General features: G+C 69.5%; 21 protein-coding genes and 1 rRNA gene. 5 read left to right on the forward strand and 17 right to left on the reverse strand.

Annotated features, from left to right (window positions below; all coding sequences use genetic code 11):
• Positions 1-131 precede the first annotated feature (131 nt).
• Both argS and AB0D57_RS03855 read left to right on the forward strand, forming a co-directional pair.
• Positions 132-1910: an arginine--tRNA ligase gene (gene argS, locus AB0D57_RS03850; protein ID WP_362066625.1), complete on the forward strand. Its 1779-nt coding sequence runs from the start codon at positions 132-134 to the stop codon at positions 1908-1910.
• Positions 1911-1976: 66 nt separating this feature from the next.
• A complete protein-coding gene (locus AB0D57_RS03855) occupies positions 1977-2858 on the forward strand; it encodes a DUF4253 domain-containing protein (RefSeq protein WP_362066627.1) in 882 nt (293 codons plus the stop codon).
• Positions 2859-2934: 76 nt separating this feature from the next.
• On the opposite strand, the gene AB0D57_RS03860 is transcribed toward AB0D57_RS03855, so the two are convergent.
• The 8 genes from AB0D57_RS03860 to AB0D57_RS03895 form a co-directional block, all read right to left on the reverse strand.
• Positions 2935-4134: a PLP-dependent aminotransferase family protein gene (locus AB0D57_RS03860; protein WP_362066629.1), complete on the reverse strand. Its 1200-nt coding sequence runs from the start codon at positions 4132-4134 to the stop codon at positions 2935-2937.
• Between the two features lie 171 nt (positions 4135-4305).
• A complete protein-coding gene (locus tag AB0D57_RS03865; protein WP_362066631.1) occupies positions 4306-5208 on the reverse strand; it encodes an SAM-dependent methyltransferase in 903 nt (300 codons plus the stop codon).
• Between the two features lie 94 nt (positions 5209-5302).
• A complete protein-coding gene (gene hemB / locus AB0D57_RS03870; RefSeq protein ID WP_362066633.1) occupies positions 5303-6295 on the reverse strand; it encodes a porphobilinogen synthase in 993 nt (330 codons plus the stop codon).
• 232 nt (positions 6296-6527) lie between these two features.
• The gene (locus tag AB0D57_RS03875; protein ID WP_362066635.1) at positions 6528-8231 is read right to left on the reverse strand and encodes a uroporphyrinogen-III synthase; all 1704 of its coding nucleotides are present in this window, start codon (positions 8229-8231) and stop codon (positions 6528-6530) included.
• On the reverse strand, positions 8228-9187 hold the full coding sequence (gene hemC, locus AB0D57_RS03880) for a hydroxymethylbilane synthase (protein WP_362066637.1): 960 nt from the start codon (positions 9185-9187) through the stop codon (positions 8228-8230). Before hemC ends, AB0D57_RS03875 begins: the two co-directional genes overlap by 4 nt.
• Complete coding sequence (locus AB0D57_RS03885; RefSeq protein WP_362066639.1) at positions 9180-10919, reverse strand: glutamyl-tRNA reductase; 1740 nt, start codon at positions 10917-10919, stop codon at positions 9180-9182. Before AB0D57_RS03885 ends, hemC begins: the two co-directional genes overlap by 8 nt.
• Positions 10916-11674: a redox-sensing transcriptional repressor Rex gene (locus tag AB0D57_RS03890; RefSeq protein ID WP_362066641.1), complete on the reverse strand. Its 759-nt coding sequence runs from the start codon at positions 11672-11674 to the stop codon at positions 10916-10918. Before AB0D57_RS03890 ends, AB0D57_RS03885 begins: the two co-directional genes overlap by 4 nt.
• Before the next feature lie 377 nt (positions 11675-12051).
• Positions 12052-12387 carry a glutaredoxin family protein gene (locus AB0D57_RS03895; protein WP_362066643.1) on the reverse strand — a complete coding sequence of 112 codons (336 nt, stop codon included), beginning with the start codon at positions 12385-12387 and terminating at the stop codon, positions 12052-12054.
• A gap of 117 nt (positions 12388-12504) precedes the next feature.
• Here AB0D57_RS03895 and AB0D57_RS03900 point away from each other — a divergent pair, with 117 nt between their 5' ends.
• The 3 genes from AB0D57_RS03900 (at position 12505) to AB0D57_RS03910 (ending at position 16525) form a co-directional block, all read left to right on the forward strand.
• On the forward strand, positions 12505-13446 hold the full coding sequence (locus AB0D57_RS03900; protein WP_362066645.1) for an HAD-IB family hydrolase: 942 nt from the start codon (positions 12505-12507) through the stop codon (positions 13444-13446).
• Between the two features lie 826 nt (positions 13447-14272).
• Positions 14273-15046: an ECF subfamily RNA polymerase sigma factor, BldN family gene (locus AB0D57_RS03905; protein WP_362066647.1), complete on the forward strand. Its 774-nt coding sequence runs from the start codon at positions 14273-14275 to the stop codon at positions 15044-15046.
• 255 nt (positions 15047-15301) lie between these two features.
• Positions 15302-16525: a DUF5667 domain-containing protein gene (locus tag AB0D57_RS03910; RefSeq protein ID WP_362066649.1), complete on the forward strand. Its 1224-nt coding sequence runs from the start codon at positions 15302-15304 to the stop codon at positions 16523-16525.
• Positions 16526-16640: 115 nt separating this feature from the next.
• Here AB0D57_RS03910 and AB0D57_RS03915 read toward each other — a convergent pair whose 3' ends face one another.
• The 9 genes from AB0D57_RS03915 to rrf all read right to left on the reverse strand — a co-directional run bounded on the left by AB0D57_RS03915 (position 16641) and on the right by rrf (position 24321).
• The gene (locus tag AB0D57_RS03915; RefSeq protein WP_362066651.1) at positions 16641-17708 is read right to left on the reverse strand and encodes a lysophospholipid acyltransferase family protein; all 1068 of its coding nucleotides are present in this window, start codon (positions 17706-17708) and stop codon (positions 16641-16643) included.
• A 14-nt stretch (positions 17709-17722) separates the two neighbouring features.
• Positions 17723-18784, reverse strand: coding sequence for an NAD-dependent epimerase/dehydratase family protein (locus AB0D57_RS03920; RefSeq protein WP_362066653.1), 1062 nt, complete (start codon positions 18782-18784; stop codon positions 17723-17725).
• A 342-nt stretch (positions 18785-19126) separates the two neighbouring features.
• Positions 19127-19225 (reverse strand): AURKAIP1/COX24 domain-containing protein, encoded by a 99-nt coding sequence (locus AB0D57_RS03925; protein ID WP_003948845.1) that lies wholly within the window; start codon positions 19223-19225, stop codon positions 19127-19129.
• 141 nt (positions 19226-19366) lie between these two features.
• Positions 19367-19579 carry a helix-turn-helix domain-containing protein gene (locus tag AB0D57_RS03930; RefSeq protein ID WP_004984898.1) on the reverse strand — a complete coding sequence of 71 codons (213 nt, stop codon included), beginning with the start codon at positions 19577-19579 and terminating at the stop codon, positions 19367-19369.
• A 129-nt stretch (positions 19580-19708) separates the two neighbouring features.
• Entirely contained in the window at positions 19709-20524 is an 816-nt protein-coding gene (locus AB0D57_RS03935) for a phosphatase (protein ID WP_362066655.1), read from the reverse strand.
• Between the two features lie 507 nt (positions 20525-21031).
• The gene (locus AB0D57_RS03940) at positions 21032-22204 is read right to left on the reverse strand and encodes an acetoin utilization protein AcuC (protein WP_362066657.1); all 1173 of its coding nucleotides are present in this window, start codon (positions 22202-22204) and stop codon (positions 21032-21034) included.
• The gene (locus AB0D57_RS03945; protein WP_362066659.1) at positions 22155-23369 is read right to left on the reverse strand and encodes an MFS transporter; all 1215 of its coding nucleotides are present in this window, start codon (positions 23367-23369) and stop codon (positions 22155-22157) included. Before AB0D57_RS03945 ends, AB0D57_RS03940 begins: the two co-directional genes overlap by 50 nt.
• Before the next feature lie 114 nt (positions 23370-23483).
• A complete protein-coding gene (locus tag AB0D57_RS03950) occupies positions 23484-24128 on the reverse strand; it encodes an HAD family hydrolase (protein WP_362066661.1) in 645 nt (214 codons plus the stop codon).
• A 76-nt stretch (positions 24129-24204) separates the two neighbouring features.
• A 5S ribosomal RNA gene (gene rrf, locus AB0D57_RS03955) occupies positions 24205-24321 on the reverse strand.
• Between the last annotated feature and the right edge of the window lie 168 nt (positions 24322-24489).

A 24489-nucleotide genomic window follows, 5' to 3' on the forward strand; every position in this document is an offset into this window, starting at 1 on the left:
GGCGAACCAAACCCGGCCCCACGCCCTCAATGACGCCCCGCCACCACCCAGCACCCGAGAAATCGGCTTGTCCCCCCATGGGATACTGGCGAGGTCTACCTAATTCCTCGAGGAGAACGGCACCCACTCACATGGCCTCGGTCACGTCCCTCACCGCTTCCGTCCACCAGCGCCTCGCGACCGCCCTCTCGGCAGCCCTGCCGGAGACCGGTTCCGCGGACCCGCTGCTGCGACGAAGCGACCGGGCCGACTTCCAGGCCAACGGGATCCTGGCCCTCGCGAAGAAGGCGAAGGCGAACCCGAGAGACCTCGCGACGCAGGTCGTCGAGCGGATCACCACGGGCGAGCTGATCAAGGACATCGAGGTCTCCGGCCCCGGCTTCCTGAACATCACGGTCACCGACAGGGCGATCACCGAGAACCTCGCCGCGCGCCACGCGGACGCCGAGCGCCTCGGCGTGCCCTTCGCGGAGCACCCCGCCACGACAGTGATCGACTACGCGCAGCCGAACGTGGCGAAGGAGATGCACGTAGGTCACCTGCGGTCGGCCGTGATCGGCGACGCGGTGGTCCAGATCCTGGAGTTCACCGGCGAATCCGTCGTCCGCCGCCACCACATCGGCGACTGGGGCACCCAGTTCGGCATGCTCATCCAGTACCTGCTCGAGCACCCGCACGAGCTGGACCACAAGACGAGCGACGACCTCCAGGCTTCCGGCGAGGAAGCGATGTCGAACCTGAACCGCCTCTACAAGGCGGCGCGGGTGCTCTTCGACTCCGACGAGGAGTTCAAGACGCGGGCGCGGCGCCGGGTGGTCGATCTCCAGGCGGGCGACCCCGAGACCCTCGCCATGTGGCAGAAGTTCGTGGACGAGTCGAAGATCTACTTCTACTCGGTCTTCGACAAGCTGGACATGGAGATCCGGGACCCGGACGTGGTCGGCGAGTCCGGCTACAACGACATGCTGGACGAGACGTGCCGCCTCCTCGAGGAGTCGGGCGTGGCGGTCCGCTCCGAGGGCGCCCTCTGTGTCTTCTTCGACGACATCAAGGGCCCGGACGGCAACCCGGTCCCGCTGATCGTCAGGAAGTCGGACGGCGGCTACGGCTACGCGGCGACGGACCTGTCCGCGGTCCGTGACCGCGTCCACAACCTCAAGGCGTCGACGCTGCTGTACGTGGTCGACGCCCGCCAGTCCCTGCACTTCAGGATGGTCTTCGAAACGGCCCGCAAGGCGGGCTGGCTCAACGACGACGTGAAGGCGATCCAGCTGGCCTTCGGCACGGTGCTGGGCAAGGACGGCAAGCCGTTCAAGACCCGTGAGGGCGAGACGGTCCGGCTGGTCGACCTCCTCGACGAGGCGATCGACCGCGCCACGACCGTCGTACGGGAGAAGGCCGAGAAGGTGGGCCTGACCGAGCAGGAGATCGAGGAGAACGGCCGTTACGTCGGCATCGGCGCCGTGAAGTACGCGGACCTCTCCACCTCCGCGGTACGGGACTACAAGTTCGACCTGGACCAGATGGTCTCGCTGAACGGCGACACGTCCGTGTACCTCCAGTACGCGTACGCCCGTATCCAGTCGATCCTCCGCAAGGCGGGCGAGGCGCGCCCGGTCGCCCACCCGGAGCTCGAACTGGTCGCCGCCGAGCGCGAGTTGGGCCTGCACCTGGACCGCTTCGCGGAGACGATCGCGGAGGCCGCCGAGGAGTACGCCCCGCACAAGCTGGCCGCGTACCTCTACCAGCTGGCGTCCCTGCTGACCTCGTTCTACGACAAGTGCCAGGTCCTGAGCGACGACAACCCGACGGAGCTCGTCGAAAACCGCCTGCTCCTCGTCGACCTCACGGCCCGCACCCTGCACCGGGGTATGGCCCTGCTGGGCATCAGGACCCCCGAGCGCCTCTGAGCCTGGCAGGCCTTCACCGCCGTCACGTGATCGCCGTTGTCAGTGCCTGCCCCTACAGTCACTGACATGGCGACACTTCCGAACCCGCTGCCGACGCTGGCGGCCGATCCGAGCGGGCGCACGCTCGGACTTGAACTTCCGCCGGGCCGTCTGATGGATGCGACGGAGGAGGGCCCGTGGCACGAGCCGCTGCTCTGGCTGGCCGACGCCCCGGCCGCCCCCCGCGACTGGGCGGCGCTGGAGCCGGCCCGCCGCACGGCCGGGCTGCTCCCCCTCCTCATAGACGTCGGCGGCGGCCAAGGCGGCCTGGAGGACTGGGAGTTGATGCCCGACGAGGTGTCGTATCCCGGTGATCACGACGCCGAGGAGGTGCTGGCGGAGTTCTGGGAGGAGTACGCGGCGGACGAACTCGGCGCGGACGACGACCACCCCGGCAAGGAAAGGGTCGTCGAGGTCTTCGGCGAGCCCACGACGTACGACGAGGCGATCGCGCCGTACGGCCCCGAGTGGCCGGGCCTCGCACCCGCCACCGAACAGGCCGCCGACCCCGACGCCCAAGCCGCCGAACTCGCCGATTCCCTCGCGGACAGCGACTCATGGTTCAAGGAACCGCGCCTCACCCTGATCCCCGCGCGCCGCAGCGCGGACATCCCGGCGGCGATCGGCTGGTCCGGCGCGGTGAACTACGCGGGCGACGTGGCCCGGCTCTGCGCGGTCCTCCGCTCCTGGGAGGACCGCTTCGGCATACGGGTGGTCGCCCTCACCTTCGACCAGCTCGTCGTGTCCGTGGCGGCCCCGCCGACCACGATGGCCGAGGCCGAGGCGGTCGCCGCCGAGCACTTCGCCTTCTGCCCGGACAACATCACCCAGGGCGACCACGAGGCACTGCGCACCTACGCGGCTCACGAGGTGCTGGGCAAGCGGTCCTGGTCCTTCTGGTGGGACTAGCGCCTGTCGTTTGGATCACGCCGCGGACGCGGGGTCTGGCACGCGCATCTGCGGCGTTGTCGTCGGTTGCCGATGCTCAGCCGCGCAGCCCCTTGGCGAGCCGCCGCAATCCCTCCCCGATCTCCTCCGGCGTCTGCGTGACAAAGCAGAGCCGCAGCGTCGCGGGGTCGGGCGCACTGGCGTAGAAGGGCGCGCCGGGCACGTAGGCCACGCCCTGCTCCACCACTCCCCGGAGCAGGGCCGTGGTGTCGTACGGCTCCGGCAGCCGCGCCCAGAGAAACATCCCGCCCTCGGGCCGGGTCCAGGTGGAGCCGACCGGAAGGGCATCGCCGATCCCCGCGAGCATGGCGTCACGCCGCTCCCGGTACACGCCCGCGACCCGCGCCACATGCGCGTCGAGGTCCCGGTCCGCCAAGTACCGTGCCGCGGCGAGCTGGTTGACGGTCGGGGTGTGCAGGTCGGCGGCCTGCTTGGCGACGGCACAGGCACGACGCAGTGCGGCGGGCGCCCGCAGCCACCCCAGCCGCATCCCGGGTGCCATCACCTTGGAGAAGGACCCGAGCAGCACGGTCCGGTCCCCGGCACCGTCGTACGAGGCGATCCACGGCACCCGCTCCCCCGAAAAGCGGAGCTCTCCGTACGGGTCGTCCTCCACGATCCACAGCCCGCGCAGGGCGGCGACCCGGGCCACGGCGGCGCGCCGCTCACCCGGCAGGGTCCGCCCGGTCGGATTCTGGAAGGTCGGCACGGTGTAGAGCAGCTTGGGCCGCTCACGTGCCACCAGCTCATCCAGCGCGTCGGGGTCGATCCCGTCCTCGTCCCCCGGCACGGCCACGATCCGCGCCCCGGCGAACGCGAACGCCTGAAGTGCCGCCAGATAGCAGGGACTTTCGACGAGCACGGTGTCGCCGGGCTCCACCAGGGCCGTGGCGAGCAGCGAGAGCGCCTGCTGCGAGCCGGTGGTGACCAGCACGTCATCCGCGTCGGTCGCCAGCCCGCGCGCGGTGGTGCGGCCCGCCAGGGCCGCCCGCAGCACGGGCTCCCCCTCGGTGGTCGAGTACTGCAACGCCCGCTCGGGCTCGTCCGCGAGCACATCCCGGTACGCGGCGGCGATGCCCTCCGTGTCGAACAGTTCGGGTGCGGGCAGCCCGCCCGCGAAGTTGATCACCTCGGGCCGCGCGGTGACCGCGAGGATGTCCCGTACCGGCGACCCGCCGATCGAGGTGGCCCGCGCGGCGAGCGGCGGCACGGCTTGGACGACTCCGGAAACGGTCACGGCACGACTCCTTCTGCTACGACTCCCCACCTGCCCTGCGTGCCGCCACCCTAAAGAAATGGCTGCCTACTACAACGATCAATTCCGCGATATGGACCGCACCGCACCCGAACGCTCAACGCTGAGCGCTCAGCGCTCAGCGCTCAGCGCTCAGCGCTCAGCGCTCAGCGCTCAGCGCTTGACTGCGGTGGCGGCATACACGTTGATGTCCGCGTCCGTGACGTCATTGATGTCGCGGTAGCCGACCTTCCCGATGTCGTCGAGGGTCGCGAGGTACGCGGCCTCCACCTTCTCGGGGGCCGGGGCCGCGCCGTCGGGACGCCAGTGGTGGGCCGGGACGACACCCGGCTCGTCCAACTCCAGGCCGTTGTCCGTGAAGAAACGCTCGACCTCGGCCTTCGACCGCAGGACGAAGGTGAAGCCGCGCTCGGTGTACGTCCGCTGGACCGCGCGGATGTTCTCCGGGTTGAGGTCCTCGGTGAGATGGCTGAGGACGAGTCGGCTGCCCGACGGCAGCGCGTCCACGAGCTCACGCACTATCGGGTAAGCCTCCTCGTCCTCGATGAAGTGCAGGACCGCCACGAGCACGAGGGCGATCGGCCGGCCGAAGTCGAGGGTCTTGGCGGCCCCTTCGAGGATCTGGGCGGGCTGCTTCAGGTCCGCGTCGATGTAGTCCGTCTCGCCCTCGGGGCCGCCGGCGAGCAGGGCACGCGCGTGGGCGAGGACGACCGGGTCGTTGTCGACGTACACGACCCGCGCGTCCGGGGTGATCCGCTGGGCTGTCTGGTGGACGTTCTCCTGCGTCGGCAGCCCCGTGCCGATGTCCAAGAACTGGCGGATGCCCGCTTCCTGGGTCAGCGTGGTGACCGCCCGCCGCAGGAAGTCCCGGTTGTGCCGGACGTCGAGGTAGCCCCGCGGATTGGCCGCGAGTGCCGCGGCGGCCGCTTCCCGGTCGACCGGGTAGTTGTCCTTGCCGCCGAGGAAGACGTCGTAGACGCGCGCCGGGTGCGCCTTGGTGGTGTCGATCCGCCTTCTCAGCTCGGCGGGGTCCTGACTGAGAGCATCACCGGGCATAGAGCCTCTCCCTGGAGAGTCGCGTCATTGGCCGAGCAACAACCTAACTCCCAGGGGCACTTGATAGTGCCCCTCACCGCTGACCCGGCTCCCGCTAACGCAACTGGCGCGCCACCTCGGTCGCCCAGTACGTGAGGATGTTCTGCGCTCCGGCCCGCTTGATCCCCGTCAGGGCCTCCAGGATCGCCTTGTCCCGGTCGATCCAGCCCTTCTCCGCCGCCGCCTCGATCATCGAGTACTCACCGGAGATCTGATAGGCGACGACCGGCACGTCCACCGCGTCCGCGACCTTCGCCAGGATGTCGAGGTAGGGTCCGGCCGGCTTGACCATCACCATGTCGGCCCCCTCCTCCAGGTCGAGGGCCAGCTCCCGCAGGGACTCACGCGCGTTGGCGGGATCCTGCTGGTACGTCTTCCGGTCGCCCTTCAGCGAGGAGCCGACGGCCTCCCGGAAGGGCCCGTAGAAGGCGGACGAGTACTTGGCGGTGTACGCGAGGATGGCCACGTCCTCCCGCCCGATCTGGTCGAGGGCGTCACGGACGACCCCGATCTGCCCGTCCATCATCCCGCTGGGCCCGACGACATGAGCGCCGGCGTCGGCCTGGACCTGGGCCATCTCGGCGTACCGCTCCAGAGTCGCGTCATTGTCGACACGCCCTTCCGCGTCCAGCACCCCGCAATGCCCGTGATCGGTCGTCTCGTCCAGACACAGATCGGACATGACGAGCAGTTCGTCCCCGACCTCGGCCCGCACATCGCGGATCGCGACCTGCAGAATCCCGTCCGGATCGGTGCCGGGCGTCCCCACGGCGTCCTTCTTCGAGTCCTCCGGCACCCCGAAGAGCATGATCCCGGAGATCCCGGCCTGCACCGCCTCCAGGGCGGCCTTCTTCAGACTGTCCCGCGTGTGCTGCACGACCCCGGGCATCGCCGCGATCGGCACCGGCTCACTCACACCCTCCCGCACGAATGCGGGCAGGATGAAGTCGGCGGGGTGCAGCCGCGTCTCGGCGACCATGCGCCGCATCACAGGCGTCGTACGCAGCCGCCGCGGCCGCGTACCGGGGAAGGATCCGTACTTCGTCATAGCCCTACGCTACGCCCGCTCCAGACCCCCCCTTGCCGACAACCTGCCGGTACGAAAACGCGCCCCCTCAGGGGCGCGAGGAACTGCGCGCCCAGCCCCCACGGCCCGCAGCAAAAGAACCACCCGGCGGGGGGCTGGGGGCGGCAGCCCCCAGGGATGGGACGGGTAGGGGCGGCGGGGGCGAAAAACACCTACCGCCGCCCCACCCGTACTTAAGTGGTCCGCCTCCGGACTAAGTGGTCCGCCGCCTCCGCGACCCCGGCCGCCGCTCACTCGGCCGAGTAACCGGATCCCCCGCCTCCTGAGCCGCAGCCCGCCGCTTCAGCCCGAAGTCGGCCAACGCCTCCGCCAGCTTGTGCACAGACGGCTCCGGAGCCATCACATCGACCCGCAGCCCGTGCTCCTCCGCCGTCTTGGCGGTAGCCGGCCCGATACAGGCAATCACCGTCACGTTGTGCGGCTTACCCGCGATACCGACCAGGTTCCGCACGGTGCTCGACGACGTGAACAGCACCGCGTCGAAGCCACCCCCCTTGATCGCCTCGCGCGTCTCGGCCGGCGGCGGCGAGGCCCGTACGGTCCGGTAGGCCGTGACGTCGTCGACCTCCCAGCCCAGCTCGATGAGCCCCGCGACCAACGTCTCGGTGGCGATGTCGGCACGGGGAAGGAACACCCGGTCAATGGGATCGAACACCGGATCGTAGGGCGGCCAGTCCTCGAGCAGACCGGCCGCGGACTGCTCCCCGCTCGGCACCAGATCCGGCTTCACCCCGAAGGAGACCAGCGCCTTCGCCGTCTGTTCGCCCACCGCCGCGACCTTGATCCCGGCGAAGGCACGGGCATCGAGCCCGTACTCCTCGAACTTCTCCCGTACGGCCTTGACCGCGTTGACGGACGTGAAGGCGATCCACTCGTACCGCCCCGTCACCAGGCCCTTGACCGCCCGCTCCATCTGCTGCGGCGTGCGCGGCGGCTCGACGGCGATCGTCGGCACCTCGTGCGGCACGGCGCCGTACGAACGCAGTTGGTCGGAGAGCGAGACCGCCTGCTCCTTCGTGCGCGGCACGAGCACCTTCCAGCCGAACAGCGGCTTGGACTCGAACCACGAGAGCTGCTCACGCTGAGCCGCGGCGGAACGCTCACCGACCACGGCTATGACAGGCCGCCCACCGTCCGGGGACGGCAGAACCTTCGCCTGCTTCAGCGTCTGCGCGATGGTCCCGAGGGTGGCGGACCACGTGCGCTGACGCGTAGTGGTACCCGCGACCGTCACGGTCATCGGCGTATCGGGCTTGCGCCCCGCGGCGACCAGCTCACCCGCGGCCGCGGCCACGGAGTCGAGCGTCGCCGACACGACGACGGTCCCGTCCGACGCGCCGACCTCGGTCCAGCACCGGTCCGAGGCCGAACGCGCATCGACGAACCGCACGTCCGCGCCCTGCGCGTCCCGCAGCGGCACACCGGCGTACGCGGGCACGCCCACGGCCGCGGCGACCCCGGGCACGACCTCGAACGGCAGCCCCGCGGCGGCGCAGGCCAGCATCTCCTCGGCGGCGTACGTGTCGAGCCCGGGGTCACCGGACACCGCACGCACGACCCGCTTGCCGCCCCGCGCGGCCTCCATGACAAGATTGGCAGCGTCCCTCAACGCGGGGTCACCAACCGTTGTTGACGTGCCGTCAACAACGGTCAGCTGAGGCGTGCCTGGGCCCGGATACGTACGTGAGGACGTGTCCGAATCCGTGTTCAGTACGGCGACGCCTTGTCTGGCATGGACGCGGACCACGTCGAGCACTTCGTGCTCGGCGACAAGTACATCCGCGTTCGCCAGCGCCTCGACGGCGCGCAGTGTCAGTAGGCCCGGATCTCCGGGTCCGGCACCAAGGAAGGTGACGTGCCCGTGTTCGGGACCGGCGGGAAGAGTGGTGGGGCTCACTGTGCTCGCTCCCCCATCAGACCGGCCGCGCCCTTGGCAAGCATCTCGGCGGCGAGTTCACGGCCGAGCGACATTGCTTGGTCATGTGTCTCGGGCACGGGACCGGTGGTGGACAGCTGCACCAGCGTCGAGCCGTCGGTCGTGCCGACGACGCCACGCAGGCGCATTTCCTTGACAATCTGCCCGTCGGCCAGCAGGTCGGCGAAGGCACCCACAGGTGCGCTGCAACCGGCCTCCAGGGCGGCGAGCAGGGATCGCTCGGCGGTCACGGCGGCCCGGGTGAACGGGTCGTCGAGCTCACCGAGCGCGGCGACGAGATCCGCGTTGTCCGCGGCACACTCGATCGCCAGGGCCCCCTGGCCGGGGGCGGGCAAAACGGTGTCGACCGAAAGGAACTCGGTCACTTCCTCACTACGGCCGATCCGGTTCAGTCCGGCGGCGGCCAGCACGACCGCGTCGAGCTCGCCCTTCCGCACATACCCGATCCGGGTATCGACGTTCCCACGGATCGGGACCGTCTCGATCGTCATCCCATGGTCGCGTGCGTACGCGTTCAGCTGGGCCATCCGGCGCGGCGACCCGGTGCCTATGCGCGCCCCGTCGGGCAGCTCGGCGAAGGTGCGCCCGTCGCGGGCGACGAGCACGTCACGCGGGTCCTCGCGCAGCGGTACGGCGGCCAGCGCCAGCTCGTCGGGCTGCCCGGTCGGCAGATCCTTGAGGGAGTGCACGGCGAAGTCGATCTCCCCTTTGAGGAGCGCCTCGCGCAACGCGGTGACGAAGACTCCGGTGCCGCCGATCTGCGCGAGGTGCTCACGGGAGGTGTCGCCGTACGTCGTGATCTCCACGAGCTCGACCGGCCGTCCGGTCACCTGGCTCACGGCTTCCGCCACCTGCCCGGACTGGGCCATGGCGAGTTTGCTGCGCCTGGTCCCGAGCCTCAGTGCCTGCTCACTCATCTCGCCCTCGGTTCTTGGCGTTCTCGGTGTTGTTCTCGGCCCGCGAGACGGAGGCGACCGTCTCGGGGTCCAGGTCGAACAGGGTCCGCAGCGCATCCGCGTACCCCGCGCCGCCGGGTTCGGCGGCCAGTTGCTTGACCCGTACGGTCGGCGCGTGCAGCAGCTTGTCGACGACGCGCCGCACGGTCTGCGTGATCTCCCCGCGCTGCTTCTCGTCGAGGCCGGGCAGCCGCCCGTCGAGCCGTGCGATCTCGTTCGCGACGACGTCGGCGGCCATGGTGCGCAGGGCCACGACGGTGGGCGTGATGTGCGCGGCCCGCTGAGCCGCCCCGAAGGCGGCCACCTCGTCGGCGACGATCCGGCGCACCAGGTCGACATCGGCGGCCATCGGCGCGTCGGCGGACGCCTCGGCGAGCGACTCGATGTCCACGAGCCGCACGCCCAGCAGCCGGTGCACGGCCGCGTCGATGTCACGGGGCATGGCCAGGTCGAGCAGCGCGAGCACGGGCGCGGGCCGGGGGGCCTCGGCGACGGGTTCGGGCTTGCGGCGCTCGGGCACGCGCCCGACGGTGGCAGCAGCAGCCGCGAGCGCCACGATGGCCTCCGCGTCAGCCTGCGGGTCGAGCACCGCGGCCGCGGCACGCGGGGCGCGGCCCGCCGCGTCGCCCTTGTCCACCCACGCCGCGTGCTGCTCCAGCTCGGCCGCGGCCATACCGGCCACGGCGGCCTCGCCGAGCACGGAGAAACCCGCCGTGCCCTGCACGCTGGACAGATCGAGAGGGCAGCCGTCATCGGTGCCGACGCCGGTGGCCGCGGACATCGCCGTACGACCCGAGCTCGCGCCCGATGCCGTACGACCGGAGTCGGCGCCGTGCACCACGGGCTCCCCGACACGTCCCTCCACAGCGGCCGCCACGGACTCGGCCGTCAGGACGAGCCCCGTCGCGCCCGTGCAGGAGACGGCGACGTCGGCACGTGTCAGCTCGAGCGGCACCGAGTCCATCGGTACCGCGCGGGCCGACACGTCCGTGCCGTTCCCCTCATTGAGGATCTCGGCGAGTCGCTCCGCGCGGTCCAGCGTGCGGTTGGCGATGACGATCTCGGCGACCCCGGCGCGCGCGAGCGTCGCCGCGGCCAGCGAGGACATGGAGCCGGCGCCGATGACGAGAGCCCGCTTGCCCTTGGCCCAGGCGTCGACGGCGGTGCCGGACGACAGCTGCTCCAGGCCGAAGGTGACGAGGGACTGCCCGGCCCGGTCGATGCCGGTCTCCGAGTGCGCGCGCTTACCGACCCGCAGCGACTGCTGGAACAGGTCGTTCAGCAGCCGACCCGCGGTGTGCAGTTCCTGCGAGGTCGCGAGGGCGTCCTTGATCTGACCGAGGACCTGCCCCTCGCCCACGACCATCGAGTCGAGTCCACACGCCACCGAGAACAGATGGTGGACGGCCCGGTCCTCGTAATGCACGTACAAGTAAGGGGTGAGCTCCTCGAGCCCGACCCCGCTGTGCTGGGCGAGCAGGGTGGACAGCTCGGCGACGCCCGCGTGGAACTTGTCCACGTCGGCGTACAGCTCGATCCGGTTGCAGGTGGCCAGCACCGCGGCTTCGGCGGCCGGCTCGGCGGCAAGGGTGTCCTGGAGCAGCTTGACCTGCGAGTCCGTGGTCAGTGCGGCCCGCTCGAGGACGCTGACCGGAGAGCTGCGGTGGCTCAGCCCGACGACGAGGAGACTCATGCCGGCATCACGGCGGGGAGATCCCCGTCGGGCCCTTTGCCGTTGTTCGCCCGGGGCGCCTGGGCCAGGGCACTGGCCTGGGCCTCGGCCTCCTCGCCGGCCTTGCGCTGCTCGTGGAAGGCGAGGATCTGCAGCTCGATCGAGAGATCGACCTTGCGTACGTCGACGCCGTCCGGGACGGACAGGACGGTCGGCGCGAAGTTGAGGATGGAGGTGACCCCGGCGGCGACCAGCCGGTCGCAGACTGCCTGGGCGACGCCCGGCGGGGTGGTGATGACCCCGATGGAGACGCCGTTGTCGTCGATGATCTTCTCCATGCCGTCACTGTGCTGCACGGCGATCCCGGCGACCTGCTTGCCGGACATCTCCGGGTCGGCGTCGATCAGCGCGGCGACCCGGAACCCACGGGAGGCGAACCCGCCGTAGTTGGCCAGCGCGGCGCCGAGGTTACCGATACCGACGATCACAACCGGCCAGTCCTGGGTCAGGCCCAGCTCACGGGAGATCTGGTAGACGAGATACTCGACGTCGTACCCCACACCGCGAGTCCCGTAGGAGCCGAGGTAGGAGAAGTCTTTGCGCAGCTTCGCGGAGTTGACTCCCGCTGCCGCCGCGAGCTCCTCGGAGGAGACGGTGGGTACCGAGCGCTCCGACAGTGCGGTGAGGGCTCGGAGGTACAGCGGAAGCCGGGCGACGGTGGCCTCGGGAATCCCTCGGCTGCGGGTCGCCGGTCGGTGAGTTCGGCCAGTTGCCACGGTGCTCCTGCGGGTAGCGCGGGGCTGCAGGCGGTCACACGTACCTAGACCGCCCCGTCGAATGCAGGCTATGTCTTTGTGAACGCGTGCACAAAGATGGTGTCCGATTTGCCCGGGCAACGTGACGGGGGTCACGCGCTCCCGATGCGCGCGTATGGAACCGGCGCGCAGACAACTTCGTTCCGCACCTGAAGGGGGCAAAACCGCACACTCTCCTCAACGAATCCCGCCCCCGAGACCAATCGCCGTCGATCCTAGGCGACTTTCCGGGCATCCTCTGCGCCTGAACCGGCGCCGCTCTCGCGGAGCTGGTCGCCCACCATCGTGGTTCCTCCCTCGCCGGCTGCGGTGATCGCGGGGTAAAGAGATCACCTGGGTCACTGGGTGAGCGCGCGGCGCAGCCGGTCCTCGTTCACCCGCCAGAACGTGTGCTGGGCACCGTCCACGAGCACCACGGGGATCTGTTCCCAGTAGGCGCGGTGCAGCTCCTCGTCCTGGGTGATGTCCTTCTGTTCCCACGGGACCCCGAGATCTCCACACACCTTCTCCACCACCCCCTGCGCCTCCTCGCACAAATGGCACCCGGGCTTCCCGATCAACGTGACAAGCCGTCCCTCGGCCACCTTCGCCTCCAGGTTCTCCGCACTCTCCGCGCTCTCCAACTTCTGCGTACGGCGCCCGCCGCGCCGGAACATCGGACTCATACAGGCCATTCTCGCGCCGCCGACGCACCGATGGGATCGCTTCTTTAACGACTCGGTCGCGGAGAGTTCACAGCCTCGAATCCTCTCGACTCCGGAACCACGGAACTAACTGGCTATGCTCACGCCATGGCCGCTCTCGGATGGCTCACTCCCCGTAGGCGCTCCGCCACCGCGCGGAGCGTGTTGGCAGGCGAGGCCTCGGCGGAGGCCGCGCGCAAATCCTCCCAGGAACTGGAGGAACTCGCGCCGGACGCCGCCGTGGTGCACGCCGAGGAACCGGAGTTCCCGGTCCTCGGCGACGACAAGGCCGCCGCCTTCTTCGACCTCGACAACACCGTGATGCAAGGCGCCGCCCTCTTCCACTTCGGCCGGGGCCTGTACAAGCGGAAGTTCTTCGAGACACGCGATCTCGCCCGATTCGCCTGGCAGCAGGCGTGGTTCAGGCTGGCCGGGGTCGAGGATCCCGAGCACATGCAGGAGGCGCGCGACTCGGCGCTGTCGATCGTCAAGGGGCACCGGGTCTCGGAGCTGATGTCCATCGGCGAGGAGATCTACGACGAGTACATGGCCGAGCGGATCTGGCCCGGCACGCGAGCCCTCGCCCAGGCGCACCTGGACGCGGGCCAGAAGGTGTGGCTGGTGACGGCGGCCCCCGTCGAGATCGCCACGGTCATCGCCCGCCGCCTGGGCCTCACCGGCGCACTGGGCACGGTCGCCGAGTCCGTCGACGGCGTCTACACGGGCAAACTGGTCGGCGAACCGCTGCACGGCCCGGCGAAGGCGGAGGCGGTACGCGCGCTGGCCGCCGCGGAGGGCCTCGACCTCTCCCGCTGCGCCGCCTACAGCGACTCCCACAACGACATCCCCATGCTGTCCCTCGTCGGCCACCCCTACGCCATCAACCCCGACGCCAAGCTGCGCAAGCACGCCCGCACCTTCGAATGGCGCCTGCGTGACTACCGCACAGCGCGAAAGGCAGCGAAGGTCGGCATCCCAGCAGCGGCCGGAGTCGGCGCGGTAGCAGGCGGCACAGCAGCCGCAATCGCCCTGCACCGCCGCCGCCGCTGACCTTCCCGTTCCACCGGGCTCGGAACGCAGCCCCTCAACAACACGCCCCACCGAATCCGCGACAACGCCCCGCATATTCGAGACCAACCCCCACCCAGCTCCCGCGCCACCCCCAGCCCAGCCCCCGTGTCACCCCCAGGCAGGCCCCAGAGCAGCCCCCACCGGACCCCCGGGGCGAAGCCCCCTGGCAGGTTCGCTGCCCGGGGCGCCCCCCCCTGGCAGATGCCGGGCGGCGCCCCGTCGGGGCCGGGGCAAAGCCCAGACGGCTCGGGGTCCAGGGTCACAACTCCGTGACGGGCCCAGGGCGCAGCCCCCGTGGCAGGTCCGGGGGCACAACTCCGTGGCGGGCCCAGGGCGCAGCCCCCGTGCCAGGTCCGGGGGCACCCCGTGGCAGGTCCGGGGCGCAGCCCCCGTGGCAGGTCCGGGGCGCAGCCCCCGTGGCGGGCCCGGGGCACAGCCCCGGGGATGGGACGGGTAGGGGCGGCGGGGGCGAAACACCCCCCGGCACAACGCCCGACCCGCAGCCAATTCCGCTGTCCTACCCCCTCAACCCCCCACCCAGTCCCCCCCACCCCCACACGGCCACAACACGCCCCGCACCCACACGGAACCCGGACCAATCCGATCAACAACCAGTCACCCTCCGACACTTGATCGGGCGTCAATCGGTTACAGAAGCGACGTAATCGATGATTTGAGCAACTGGGTGTAGCGCTGCCTGTACGAAGCGTTATTCTCCTCAGACGCAAACCGGTACCCCTCCGTCGCTACGACGGGTGAAAGGTCCCGCACTGCACGTGATGGAAGCTCTGCCTCTGGGAGTCCCGTGTACTCACACGTCGGGGTTGACGCCTCGGGCCTGGCTACGCTGCGCGCAACGGTCCTAGACCGCTTGCGCGGCTTCGTCCCCACCGCGTACGCCGTCCCCGCCTTCGCCGCCGCCCCCGTCGGCCCTTGCTACGCCTTGGCCGACGGAAGCGCGGCGGTCGGGAGACGGGGCCGCTCGGGCTCGGCCGCCACGCCCACCGCACGCCGCCCGGCCGCAGACAGTGACAGCGCCCGGATGATGGACCTCGTAGAGCGCGCCCAGGCCGGCGAGGCCGACGCCTTCGGCCGTCTCTACGACCAGTACAGCGACACCGTGTACCGCTACATCTACTACCGCGTCGGCGGAAAGGCGACCGCCGAAGACCTCACCAGCGAGACGTTCCTGCGCGCCCTGCGCCGCATCGGCACGTTCACCTGGCAGGGCCGCGATTTCGGCGCCTGGCTGGTCACCATCGCCCGCAACCTGGTCGCCGACCACTTCAAATCGAGCCGTTTCCGGCTCGAAGTAACCACCGGCGAAATGCTCGACGCCAACGAGGTCGAGCGCAGCCCCGAGGACTCGGTTCTCGAATCGCTGTCCAACGCGGCGCTGCTCGACGCCGTACGACGCCTCAACCCCCAACAGCAGGAGTGCGTCACCCTGCGCTTCCTTCAAGGCCTCTCGGTCGCCGAGACCGCCCGCGTGATGGGCAAGAACGAGGGCGCGATCAAGACCCTCCAGTACCGAGCCGTCCGCACCCTGGCCCGACTCCTCCCGGACGACGCCCGCTGAGCCCCGGCACCCACGCCACGCTCAGCGACATTCAGCAACGCCCAACTCACCTTCCGTGAACGTCCGTTGACTTCTCGGTCCGATCATCCGCCGTCCGTAACCCAAGTGCCGCGACACTCGTTGTGCGGGATACAGGCTCCCTGCGGTCACTCCCTGACCGCCACCGATCACTCGATCGTGTGGATGTTGGTCAGGGCGTGCAACCCTCAGGACCCCCTGGGGAGTCGACCGTCATGACGAGAGGAGGTGCCGCCAGTGATCGCGAACGTATCGGCACACCGGCGGGCGAACGCCTTCGCCCAAGCCCTGGAGGAGCAGTCCGACCAGGGCACGGCGGCCGAGCAGCCCGATGGGTCGGCACCGTCCCAGGCTGCTGCGGAACAGACCGGGCAGGGCCTGCTGTTGGCCCTCGCCACCGGTCTCGGCGAACTGCCCAAACCGGAGCTGGACCCCGAGGTCAAAGTCGTGCAGCGAGCACAGCTCGTGGCAGCGATGGAGGCCATGCTGCTGGAAGGCACCGCTGCGGGGGGCACAGGCCCGGACCGTTCCGTGCCCGAGCAGCGATCCCCCCGCGCACGGGGCGCGCACCGGGCGAACGGACTGGGGAAGTTGCGACCACGTTCGCGTTTGACGAAGGGCCTGGCCGCGGGCGGGCTCACCGTCGGCGTGGCCGCCGGAGCCTTCGGCGGCGTGGCCGCCGCCAGCTCCGACGCCCTGCCCGGTGACTCGCTCTACGGGCTCAAGCGGGGCATGGAGGACATCAAGCGGGGCCTGGCCACCGGCGACAGCGACCGGGGCGAGCTCTACCTCGACCAGGCCTCGACCCGGCTGAGCGAGGCGCGCCGCCTGATGGAGCGCGGCCGCTCCGGCCATCTCGACCACGAGTCCCTGGGCGAGATCCGCCGCGCCCTGTCCGGCATGCAGCACGACGCCTCCGAGGGTCACCGCCTGCTGCGCGAGGCGTACGAGCGGGACGGCTCGCTGGGCCCGCTCCAGGCCCTCTCCGCCTTCGCCCAGTCGCACCGCGAGGCGTGGGGCGCACTGCGCGACAGGCTCCCCGTCCAGCTCGGCGACGTCAGAGACCAGGTCTCGTCGGTCTTCGACGCCATAGACGAAGAAGTCGACCCGCTGCTGCCGCAGACCCCCGCACCGGAGGGCACGGGCCGTCACCGGGGCGCCAGTTCGGACGCCACCGGCCCGTCCGGCACGGACCGCCCGGCGAAGCCCAGCGCCACCAGCGGCTCCGCCACCGGCAGCCACAGCAGCGGCAAGCCGAAGCCGTCCACCTCGGGCAGCGCCGACGACGGCCTGCTCGGCGGCAGCACGGGCGGCCTCCTGGACCCGCCCAAGAACCCCACCAGCTCGTCCCCGTCAGCCGGCCGGACCAGCCCGACCGCCGGCGCCCCGGACGTCACCGTGCCCCCGCTCCTCCCCGGTCTCCTTCCGGGACTGGGCATCGACGGCGAGGACACCGACTGAGACAGCGGTCGTACGGCAATGGGGGCGCCCTTCGCAGGAAGGGGCGCCCCCATTGCCGTACGGAAAAACCTCGAAGTGCCTGAACCTGGAAGTAGCTAGAAGGAGCTGGAAGTACCTAGAAGAAAACCGACCTCCGCTGCACCAGCAGCTTGTACAGCGTGTGCTGGATCTGTTCTCTGACCTGGTCCGTCAGGTTGAACATCAGCATCGGGTCCTCGGCGGCCTCCGGCGGATAGCCGTCCGTGGGGATCGGCTCGCCGAACTGGATCGTCCACTTCGTCGGCAGCGGCACCGCGCCCAGCGGGCCCAGCCACGGAAACGTCGGCGTGATCGGGAAGTACGGGAAGCCCAGCAGCCGGGCCAGGGTCTTCGCGTTGCCGATCATCGGGTAGATCTCCTCCGCGCCCACGATCGAGCACGGGATGATCGGGGTGCCCTGCCGCAACGCGGTCGACACGAAGCCGCCGCGCCCGAAGCGCTGGAGCTTGTAGCGCTCGCTGAACGGCTTGCCGATGCCCTTGAAGCCCTCCGGCATCACGCCGACCAGTTCACCGCGCTCCAGGAGCCGTTCGGCGTCCTCGGCGCAGGCGAGGGTGTGACCGGCCTTGCGAGCCAGCTCGTTGACCACCGGCAGCATGAAGACCAGGTCGGCCGCGAGCAGGCGCAGATGACGGCCCGCGGGATGGTTGTCGTGGACGGCGACCTGCATCATCAGACCGTCCAGCGGCAGCGTCCCGGAGTGGTTCGAGACGATCAGCGCCCCGCCCTCGGACGGGATGTTCTCGATGCCCTTCACCTCGACCCGGAAGTACTTCTCGTACAGCGGGCGGATCATGGACATCAGGACCTGATCGGTGAGCTCCTGGTCGTAACCGAAGTCGTCGATCTCGTAGTCACCGGTGAGGCGTCGGCGCAGGAAGGCGAGGCCGCCGGCGATGCGCCGCTCAAGGCCGCCGACGCCCTGCGGCTGCTGGGGTGGCTGGGGCTGCTGCGGCGACTGCTCCTCACGCGTCACAGGAACATCATCCTGCGGAAAGGCCCGGCCAGGCAGGGGCTGGACCTCACGTACCACCACGGGATCGCCCTTGCGCCGGCTCCCCGCGGCCCGCCGCCGCGGCGGGCGCTGCACAGCACCCCCGCGCGACCGGTCGTCGTCGAACGGAATGACCTTGGCGTCCGCCATCGTCGATGCGCTCCTCAGTTGGCGCTCAGTGTCGGGGGGTGGCCGCCGCCCAGGTAGGGCAGCGCGGCGATCCTGTCGACGGCCCCCGCAAGGGCCTCGGGGGGCAGGAGTCCGGGGCCTCGGCTGCGTGCGAAGTCCGCGAAGGTCTCCGCGGTCGTGTACTTCGGTTTGTACCCCAGCGTCTCGCGCATCTGGTTCGTCGACACGACCCTGCCGTGGGTGAGCAGCCGCAGCTGCTCCGGCGAGAAGTCCGTCACGCCCAGCGTACGCACCGCCGTGCCCGCCCAGGAGAGCGCCGGCAGTAGCAGCGGCACCGTGGGACGGCCCAGGCGCCGAGCGCACTGCGAGAGCAGCAGGACACCGTCTCCGGCGATATTGAACGTGCCGCTGTTGAGGGTGCCGCGCACCGGGTCGTGCGACGCGATCCGCAGCACCTCGATCACGTCGTCCTCATGGACGAACTGCAGCCGCGGGTCGTAGCCGAACACGGTCGGCAGCACCGGCAGCGCGAAGTACGAGGCGAGCGGAGAGTCCGCGCTCGGCCCCAGGATGTTCGCGAACCGCAACACGCACACGGCGACATCGGGACGCCGGCGCGCGAATCCTCGCACATATCCCTCGACCTCCACCGTGTCCTTCGCGAAGCCGCCGCTGGGCAGCGACTTGGGCGGGGTGGTCTCGGTGAACACGGCCGGATCGCGCGGCGCAGACCCGTAGACGTTCGTACTGGACTTCACGACCAGCCGCTTGACCGTCGGGGACTTCTGGCAGGCACCGAGGAGCTGCATGGTGCCGATGACGTTGGTCTCCTTGACCGTGGTCCGGCTGGCGCCGCCCAGCGCGATGCCCGTGACATCCATGTGGACGACCGTGTCGACGGAGTGCTCGGCGAGCACCCGGGCGATCGTGGGCTGGCGGATGTCGGCCTGGATGAAGTCGGCGCCGCCCAGATGGTGCTCGGGCGGCACCGCGTCCACGGCAATCACCCGGTCCACCTGCGGGTCACGCTGGATCCGTCGTACGAACCGGCCCCCCAGCTGACGGGCCACCCCGGTCACGAGCACGACCTTCCCCAAGATCAGCGCCTCTCTTCCCGTTCAGGACGTATCTGGACGTAGCTCTGCTCGTACCCTGCCGTGTTCCCCGTGTCCGGCCAACCTAGCGGGTTGATGTTGCGCTGTGATGACCGCCCGATGCACGAAGTGACGGCGACCACAGACGTACGTTCAGGCCGAGCCGGGCGACACGACAGGCATACGCACAGCATCGCCCCCGATGACTCTCCCGTCGCAGATGCGCGGCCGTTGCGGCCGGAAAACGACTGTGGTCCCCCACCGGAAGGTGAGGGACCACAGAGCGCGCTGTTCGCAGCGGTCGCACAAGCGCAAGGACGAGCCCCGCTGAGGCGGGGTACGGCCTTACTTCTTGTTGCGACGCTGAACGCGAGTGCGCTTGAGCAGCTTGCGGTGCTTCTTCTTCGCCATCCGCTTGCGCCGCTTCTTGATAACAGAGCCCACGACTACCCTCGCTCACTTCTCTTTACTCGGTGCTGGGCTGCATGGGCCCACACGACCTATGAGGGGCCAGCCTACCCGTCCGAGCGCTGAGGTCGTAATCGAGGGGTTCCGGGAGATCTTGGACGATCTCCCGGAACGCCGTCAGGCGGTCTCCACCCCCACATAGCTCTCGCGGAGGTACTCGTGAACCGCTTGCTCCGGCACCCGGAAGGACCTCCCCACCCGGATCGCCGGCAGATGACCGCTGTGCACCAACCGGTACACGGTCATCTTCGACACTCGCATCACCGAGGCGACTTCCGCCACGGTAAGGAACTGAACCTCGTTCAGAGGCCTCTCGCCAGCTGCAGCCATGACACACCTGAACCTTCCGCACTCGACGGCCACCGGCTTCCCCTTCCGGTGACTCTTCGTCGTTGCGTGCTCACTCCCCAATGTAGGGGCGGGTGATGCGAGTGGGGAAGAGGGGATGCCATCGGCCGCCTACTGTGACAGACACGCTCGATTGAGTACATAGCGAGTAAGCGGTCGGTAGTAATCAGACCGCACAGCGTCATCAAGCGGAACGACGACGGACACCCGCCCCTCTGCCTCTCCGACGAAGAGCGCAGGATCGTCCGTATCGGCGAGCCCCATGGCCTCGAACCCCAGCTGACCTGCTCCGCAGACCCATCCGTGATCTCCGATGACAAGCTCCGGGAGCCGCCCGCCGGCCTCCGCCGCGGCCGCCAGAACGGTCCGAACCGGGAGCGGAGAGTGGGAGTGTGCGCCGGTCGCACCACCGGGGGCTTGCACGCCGGGTTCGCGTACCAACGCGACACCTTGTACGTAGTCAAGGTTGTACGTGCGTAGGCCGAACCGGGTCGTTATGTCGACAGAGCTACCCTGCGCGGGGGTGAGGACCGTACATCCCGCCGCCGACAGGGCGTCCGCGAGCGCGGCGTAGAAACCGAGCAGTCGGTGCGGATGTCCGGTACCGAGAAGCACCGGGTCGCGGTTACAGGCCGCCTTCCCGAGCCGCTCCGCGAAGGCGTCGAGGGCGGCCAGGGTCCGCTCGGGATCGATCACATCATGCCCCGTGGTGTGCGTGGGATCGGCCGAAACCCCACACTTGTCGGCCATCAACTCGATCACATCCCGCTGCCGCCATGTCCACTCGGGATCGAGTCCGAGCAGCACACGTGGATCACGGGCGGCGAAGAGCCGATAACTCCGCAGGCTCTCCTCACGCGAGGTGGCAACAGGCCCGGCCAACCGAGCGGCCAGCAGGTGCGCACGCAATGCTCCGGTGCTCAACACGACAGCGATGCTGACGCATTTGCCGGAGGTTCACCCCGAAAATCCCGAAAAGCCCGCACAGTTGGCGTAATGCACACTCACGTGCGCTTCACCCCCGGCCGGGGCTTGCTCTTCCAGCCCGTCCGACGTCTGAGGACGAGCCCTTCGGGCGAGTCGGGAGGGGCGGCGGCCCCCCGCGAAGCGGGGTCTGGGGGCCCACCGCCCTTGGCGGGGGTCTGGGGGGGCGGCGGCCCCTGAGGCGAGGGGTCCCGGGGGGGCGGCGGCCCCCGAGGCGAGGGGGCCCGGGGGGCGGCAGCTCCCGACGCCGGGGGTCTGGGGGCGGCGGCCCCCGAGGCGGAGGGTCCTGGGGGGGCGGCAGCTCCCGACGCGGGGGTCCAGGGGGCAGCAAGCCCCCTAGGCGGGGGTCCAGGGGGCGCAGCGCCCCTGGCGGGGGGTCTGGGGGCGGAGCCCCCAGGGATGGGACGGGTAGGGGCGGCGGGGGCGAGAAACCCCCACCCCTCCCTCCCTCTACGGCAACATCCCCCGCAACGGAAACACCGCCCGCCGCGTAGCCACCACCGCCTGATCAACCCGATCCGCCGGGTCGTACCCACCCTCCCAGCCCTTCCAGGACACAGGCCACCGCCCATCCGTCATCCGCGCAGGCGCCAACTGCCGCGTACGAGCGAAAACTTCCTGCCGCCAGCTCTCAGGAATCACCGTCTCGGGCTCCACCGGCCGCCCCGCCGCGATGGCAACCAGATGCGTCCACGACCGCGGTACGACGTCCACGACCGCATACCCGCCCCCACCCAGCGCGACCCACCGCCCGTCGGCGTACTCGTGCGCCAGGTCGTGACACGCGACCTGCACAGCCCGCTGCGCATCCAGCGAGACGGCGAGATGCGCGAGCGGATCCTCGAAGTGGGTGTCGGCACCGTGCTGGGTGACAAGCACCTGCGGCCGGAAGTCGGCGATCAGCTCAGGCACCACCGCATGAAACGCCCGCAACCACCCCGCATCCCCGGTCCCGGCCGGCAACGCCACGTTCACGGCGGATCCCTCCGCGCACTCGGCCCCCGTCTCCTCCGGCCACCCCGTCTGCGGAAACAACGTCCGCGGATGCTCATGCAGCGAGATCGTCAGAACCCGCGGATCCTCCCAGAAGGCGGCCTGCACACCATCCCCGTGATGCACATCCACATCGACGTACGCGACCCGCTCGGCCCCCAGCTCCAGCAGCCGTGCGATCGCCAGCGAGGCGTCGTTGTAGATACAGAACCCGGACGCACCACCCGGCATCGCATGATGCAGCCCACCCGCGAAGTTCACCGCATGCAGCACATCCTCGCGCCACACCGCCTCCGCCGCCCCCACCGACTGCCCGGCGATCATCGCGGACACCTCATGCATCCCCGCGAAGGCGGGATCATCCACGGTCCCGAGCCCGTACGAGGTGTCCGCGGCCTCCGGATCGGCGGACGCGGCCTTGACCGCCTCGACATAATCCTCGCGGTGCACGAGCCGCAGCGTCGACTCCCCGGCGGGCTTCGCCGCGACCACGTCGATCTCCCGCTCCAGCCCGAAGGCGTCGACCAGTCGCCTGGTCAGCGCCAGCCGGACCGGATCCATCGGGTGGTCCGGACCGAAGTCATAGCCCGTTACTGCCTCGTCCCACATCAGCTGTGCGCGGCCGCTCATGCCCGTCACCGTATCGGTCCGGTTGAGCATCGAACGACCGGGCGTACACCAACGTCACCAGCACCAACACCATCGGTACGAGCATGGCCCCGCGGTAGCTCCACGCGTCCCCCAGCGCCCCCACCAACGGCGAGCCGATCAAGAACCCCACATAGTTGAAAATATTCAGCCGCGCGATGGCCGCATCCGAAGCCCATGGAAAAAGCCGCCCGGCCGCCGCGAACGTCTGCGGCACAAGCACACACAAGCCCAGCCCCAGCAACGTGAACCCGAGCATCCCGACCCACGCACCCGGTGCCGCCGCCACCACCGCGAACCCGAGCGCCGCCACGACCGCCCCCAGCCGTACGACGGCGACCGCCCCGAACCGCCGGACCCCGAAGTCCCCGATGGCCCGCCCCAGCAAGGTCGTCACCATGTAGACGTTGTACGGAACGGTCGCCAGCTGCTCCGAACTCCCCAGCACGTCCTGCAGGTACTTCGCACTCCAGTTGGAGACCGTCGAGTCCCCGATATAAGCGAACGTCATCACCAGACAAAGCGGCAGCAGCAACTTGAAGACGACAGGCCCGCCCTCGGCCGCGTCAGCGACCTCCTTGTCGGGCGCACCCCCATCGACGTACCACCGACTCCCCACCAACGCGGCCGGCAACAGCACGAGCACCACCGGCACATACGACACGAAGAGCGAGAGGTCCCAGTGCGCCCCCGCCCAGGCGAGCGAGGCACCCACGATCCCGCCCAGGCTGTACGTGGCGTGGAAACCAAGCATGATGCTGCGCCCGTACGTCCGCTGCAGGCTCACCCCGAGCATGTTCATGGACGCGTCGAGCACGCCGACCGCGAGCCCGAACACGCCGAGCGCAACCGCCACTTCGACCAGCTGGTCACCGGCCCCGACGCCGAGCAGAGCGAGCAGGACGACCGGCTGCGACCACCTCAGGAGAAGGCTGGGCGGCACCCGCTTGACCAGGTGCTCAGTGGCCACACTTCCCACCCCGGCCAGAATCGGCACGGCGGCGAGGAAGGCGGGCAGCAGCGCGTCGGATATCCCGTAGCGGTCCTGGATGGCCGGGATGCGCGTCACGAGCAGCGCAAAGGCCGCGCCTTGGGCGAAGAAGCTGAACGCCAAGGAGGCCCTACCGCGCCGCAGCACATCAGTCATGGCGGCGAGCGTAGGGCCCCGGCTTACCGGTGGGTAGATCAAGCCGAAGATGAATTTTGCTCAGCTCTGTGGCACCGGCCTCCCGAGCCCCACCAAAACCAGGACACCGCTTCGTCATACAAGCAGGTCGGCCAACTCCCCCATGTCGGCGAAAAGTTGAGTGGCGCCGACGAGCCTGGCGGCAGGCGTCATCGCGGTGAACCCGTACACGTCCATCCCGGCAGCGTTCGCCGCCCGCACACCGAGCGGACTGTCCTCGACGACGACGCACTTCTCCGGCGGTACGCCCATACGCTCGGCCGCGTACAGAAACAGATCCGGCGCCGGCTTGCCCCGCCCCACGTCCTGCGAACTGAAAACGCGCCCCTCGTCGAACCACCGATCGAGCCCGGTCTTCCGATGCCCCACCCGAATCCGCTCATGACTCCCGGAGGAGGCCACGCAGTACGGCACCCCGTCCGCCGCCAGCTTCTCCAACACCTGCACGGCACCCGGCACCGGCTCCAACTCCCGCTCGAAGGCGGCGAAGACCCGCCCGTGGAAGACCTCGTCGAAGCCGTCCGGCAGCCGCCGCCCAGTGCGCTCGTGCACAAGGTCGTGGATACGGTGCATGGCCGACCCCATGTAGTCCCTGATGGACTCCTCGTACGAGGTCGGATGCCCGAGCTCGGTCAGATAGGCGGCCAAGATCGTGTTGGAGATCGGCTCACTGTCCACGAGGACACCGTCATTGTCGAAGATGACTAGGTCATAGCGCATAACAAAACCCTAAATGACCCTGAACGCAGAAAACCCCTGTACCGGATTCCCGGTACAGGGGTTTTCTCTACAATTAGTTCGGCGGCGTCCTACTCTCCCACAGGGTCCCCCCTGCAGTACCATCGGCGCTGTGAGGCTTAGCTTCCGGGTTCGGAATGTAACCGGGCGTTTCCCTCACGCTATGACCACCGAAACACTATGAAACTGTGAATACCGCACCACACCCGGTGGCCCCGGGCATGGGGTTGTTCGTGGTTTCAGAACCAACACAGTGGACGCGAGCAACTGAGGACAAGCCCTCGGCCTATTAGTACCAGTCACCTCCAGCGGTTACCCGCCTTCCAGATCTGGCCTATCAACC

This window comes from Streptomyces sp. NPDC048275, assembly GCF_040652275.1.
Lineage (GTDB): Bacteria > Actinomycetota > Actinomycetes > Streptomycetales > Streptomycetaceae > Streptomyces.

Coding starts and splice junctions, on each gene's coding strand:
- AB0D57_RS03895 (WP_362066643.1), bottom strand. CDS start 12,387: ATGGCCTGTATGAGTCCGATGTTCCGGCGCGGCGGGCGCCGTACGCAG.
- argS (WP_362066625.1), top strand. CDS start 132: ATGGCCTCGGTCACGTCCCTCACCGCTTCCGTCCACCAGCGCCTCGCG.
- AB0D57_RS03855 (WP_362066627.1), top strand. CDS start 1,977: ATGGCGACACTTCCGAACCCGCTGCCGACGCTGGCGGCCGATCCGAGC.
- AB0D57_RS03930 (WP_004984898.1), bottom strand. CDS start 19,579: ATGGCTGCAGCTGGCGAGAGGCCTCTGAACGAGGTTCAGTTCCTTACC.
- hemC (WP_362066637.1), bottom strand. CDS start 9,187: ATGAGTGAGCAGGCACTGAGGCTCGGGACCAGGCGCAGCAAACTCGCC.
- AB0D57_RS03900 (WP_362066645.1), top strand. CDS start 12,505: ATGGCCGCTCTCGGATGGCTCACTCCCCGTAGGCGCTCCGCCACCGCG.
- AB0D57_RS03915 (WP_362066651.1), bottom strand. CDS start 17,708: ATGGCGGACGCCAAGGTCATTCCGTTCGACGACGACCGGTCGCGCGGG.
- hemB (WP_362066633.1), bottom strand. CDS start 6,295: ATGACGAAGTACGGATCCTTCCCCGGTACGCGGCCGCGGCGGCTGCGT.
- AB0D57_RS03945 (WP_362066659.1), bottom strand. CDS start 23,369: ATGACTGATGTGCTGCGGCGCGGTAGGGCCTCCTTGGCGTTCAGCTTC.
- AB0D57_RS03885 (WP_362066639.1), bottom strand. CDS start 10,919: ATGAGTCTCCTCGTCGTCGGGCTGAGCCACCGCAGCTCTCCGGTCAGC.
- AB0D57_RS03950 (WP_362066661.1), bottom strand. CDS start 24,128: ATGCGCTATGACCTAGTCATCTTCGACAATGACGGTGTCCTCGTGGAC.
- AB0D57_RS03865 (WP_362066631.1), bottom strand. CDS start 5,208: ATGCCCGGTGATGCTCTCAGTCAGGACCCCGCCGAGCTGAGAAGGCGG.
- AB0D57_RS03940 (WP_362066657.1), bottom strand. CDS start 22,204: ATGAGCGGCCGCGCACAGCTGATGTGGGACGAGGCAGTAACGGGCTAT.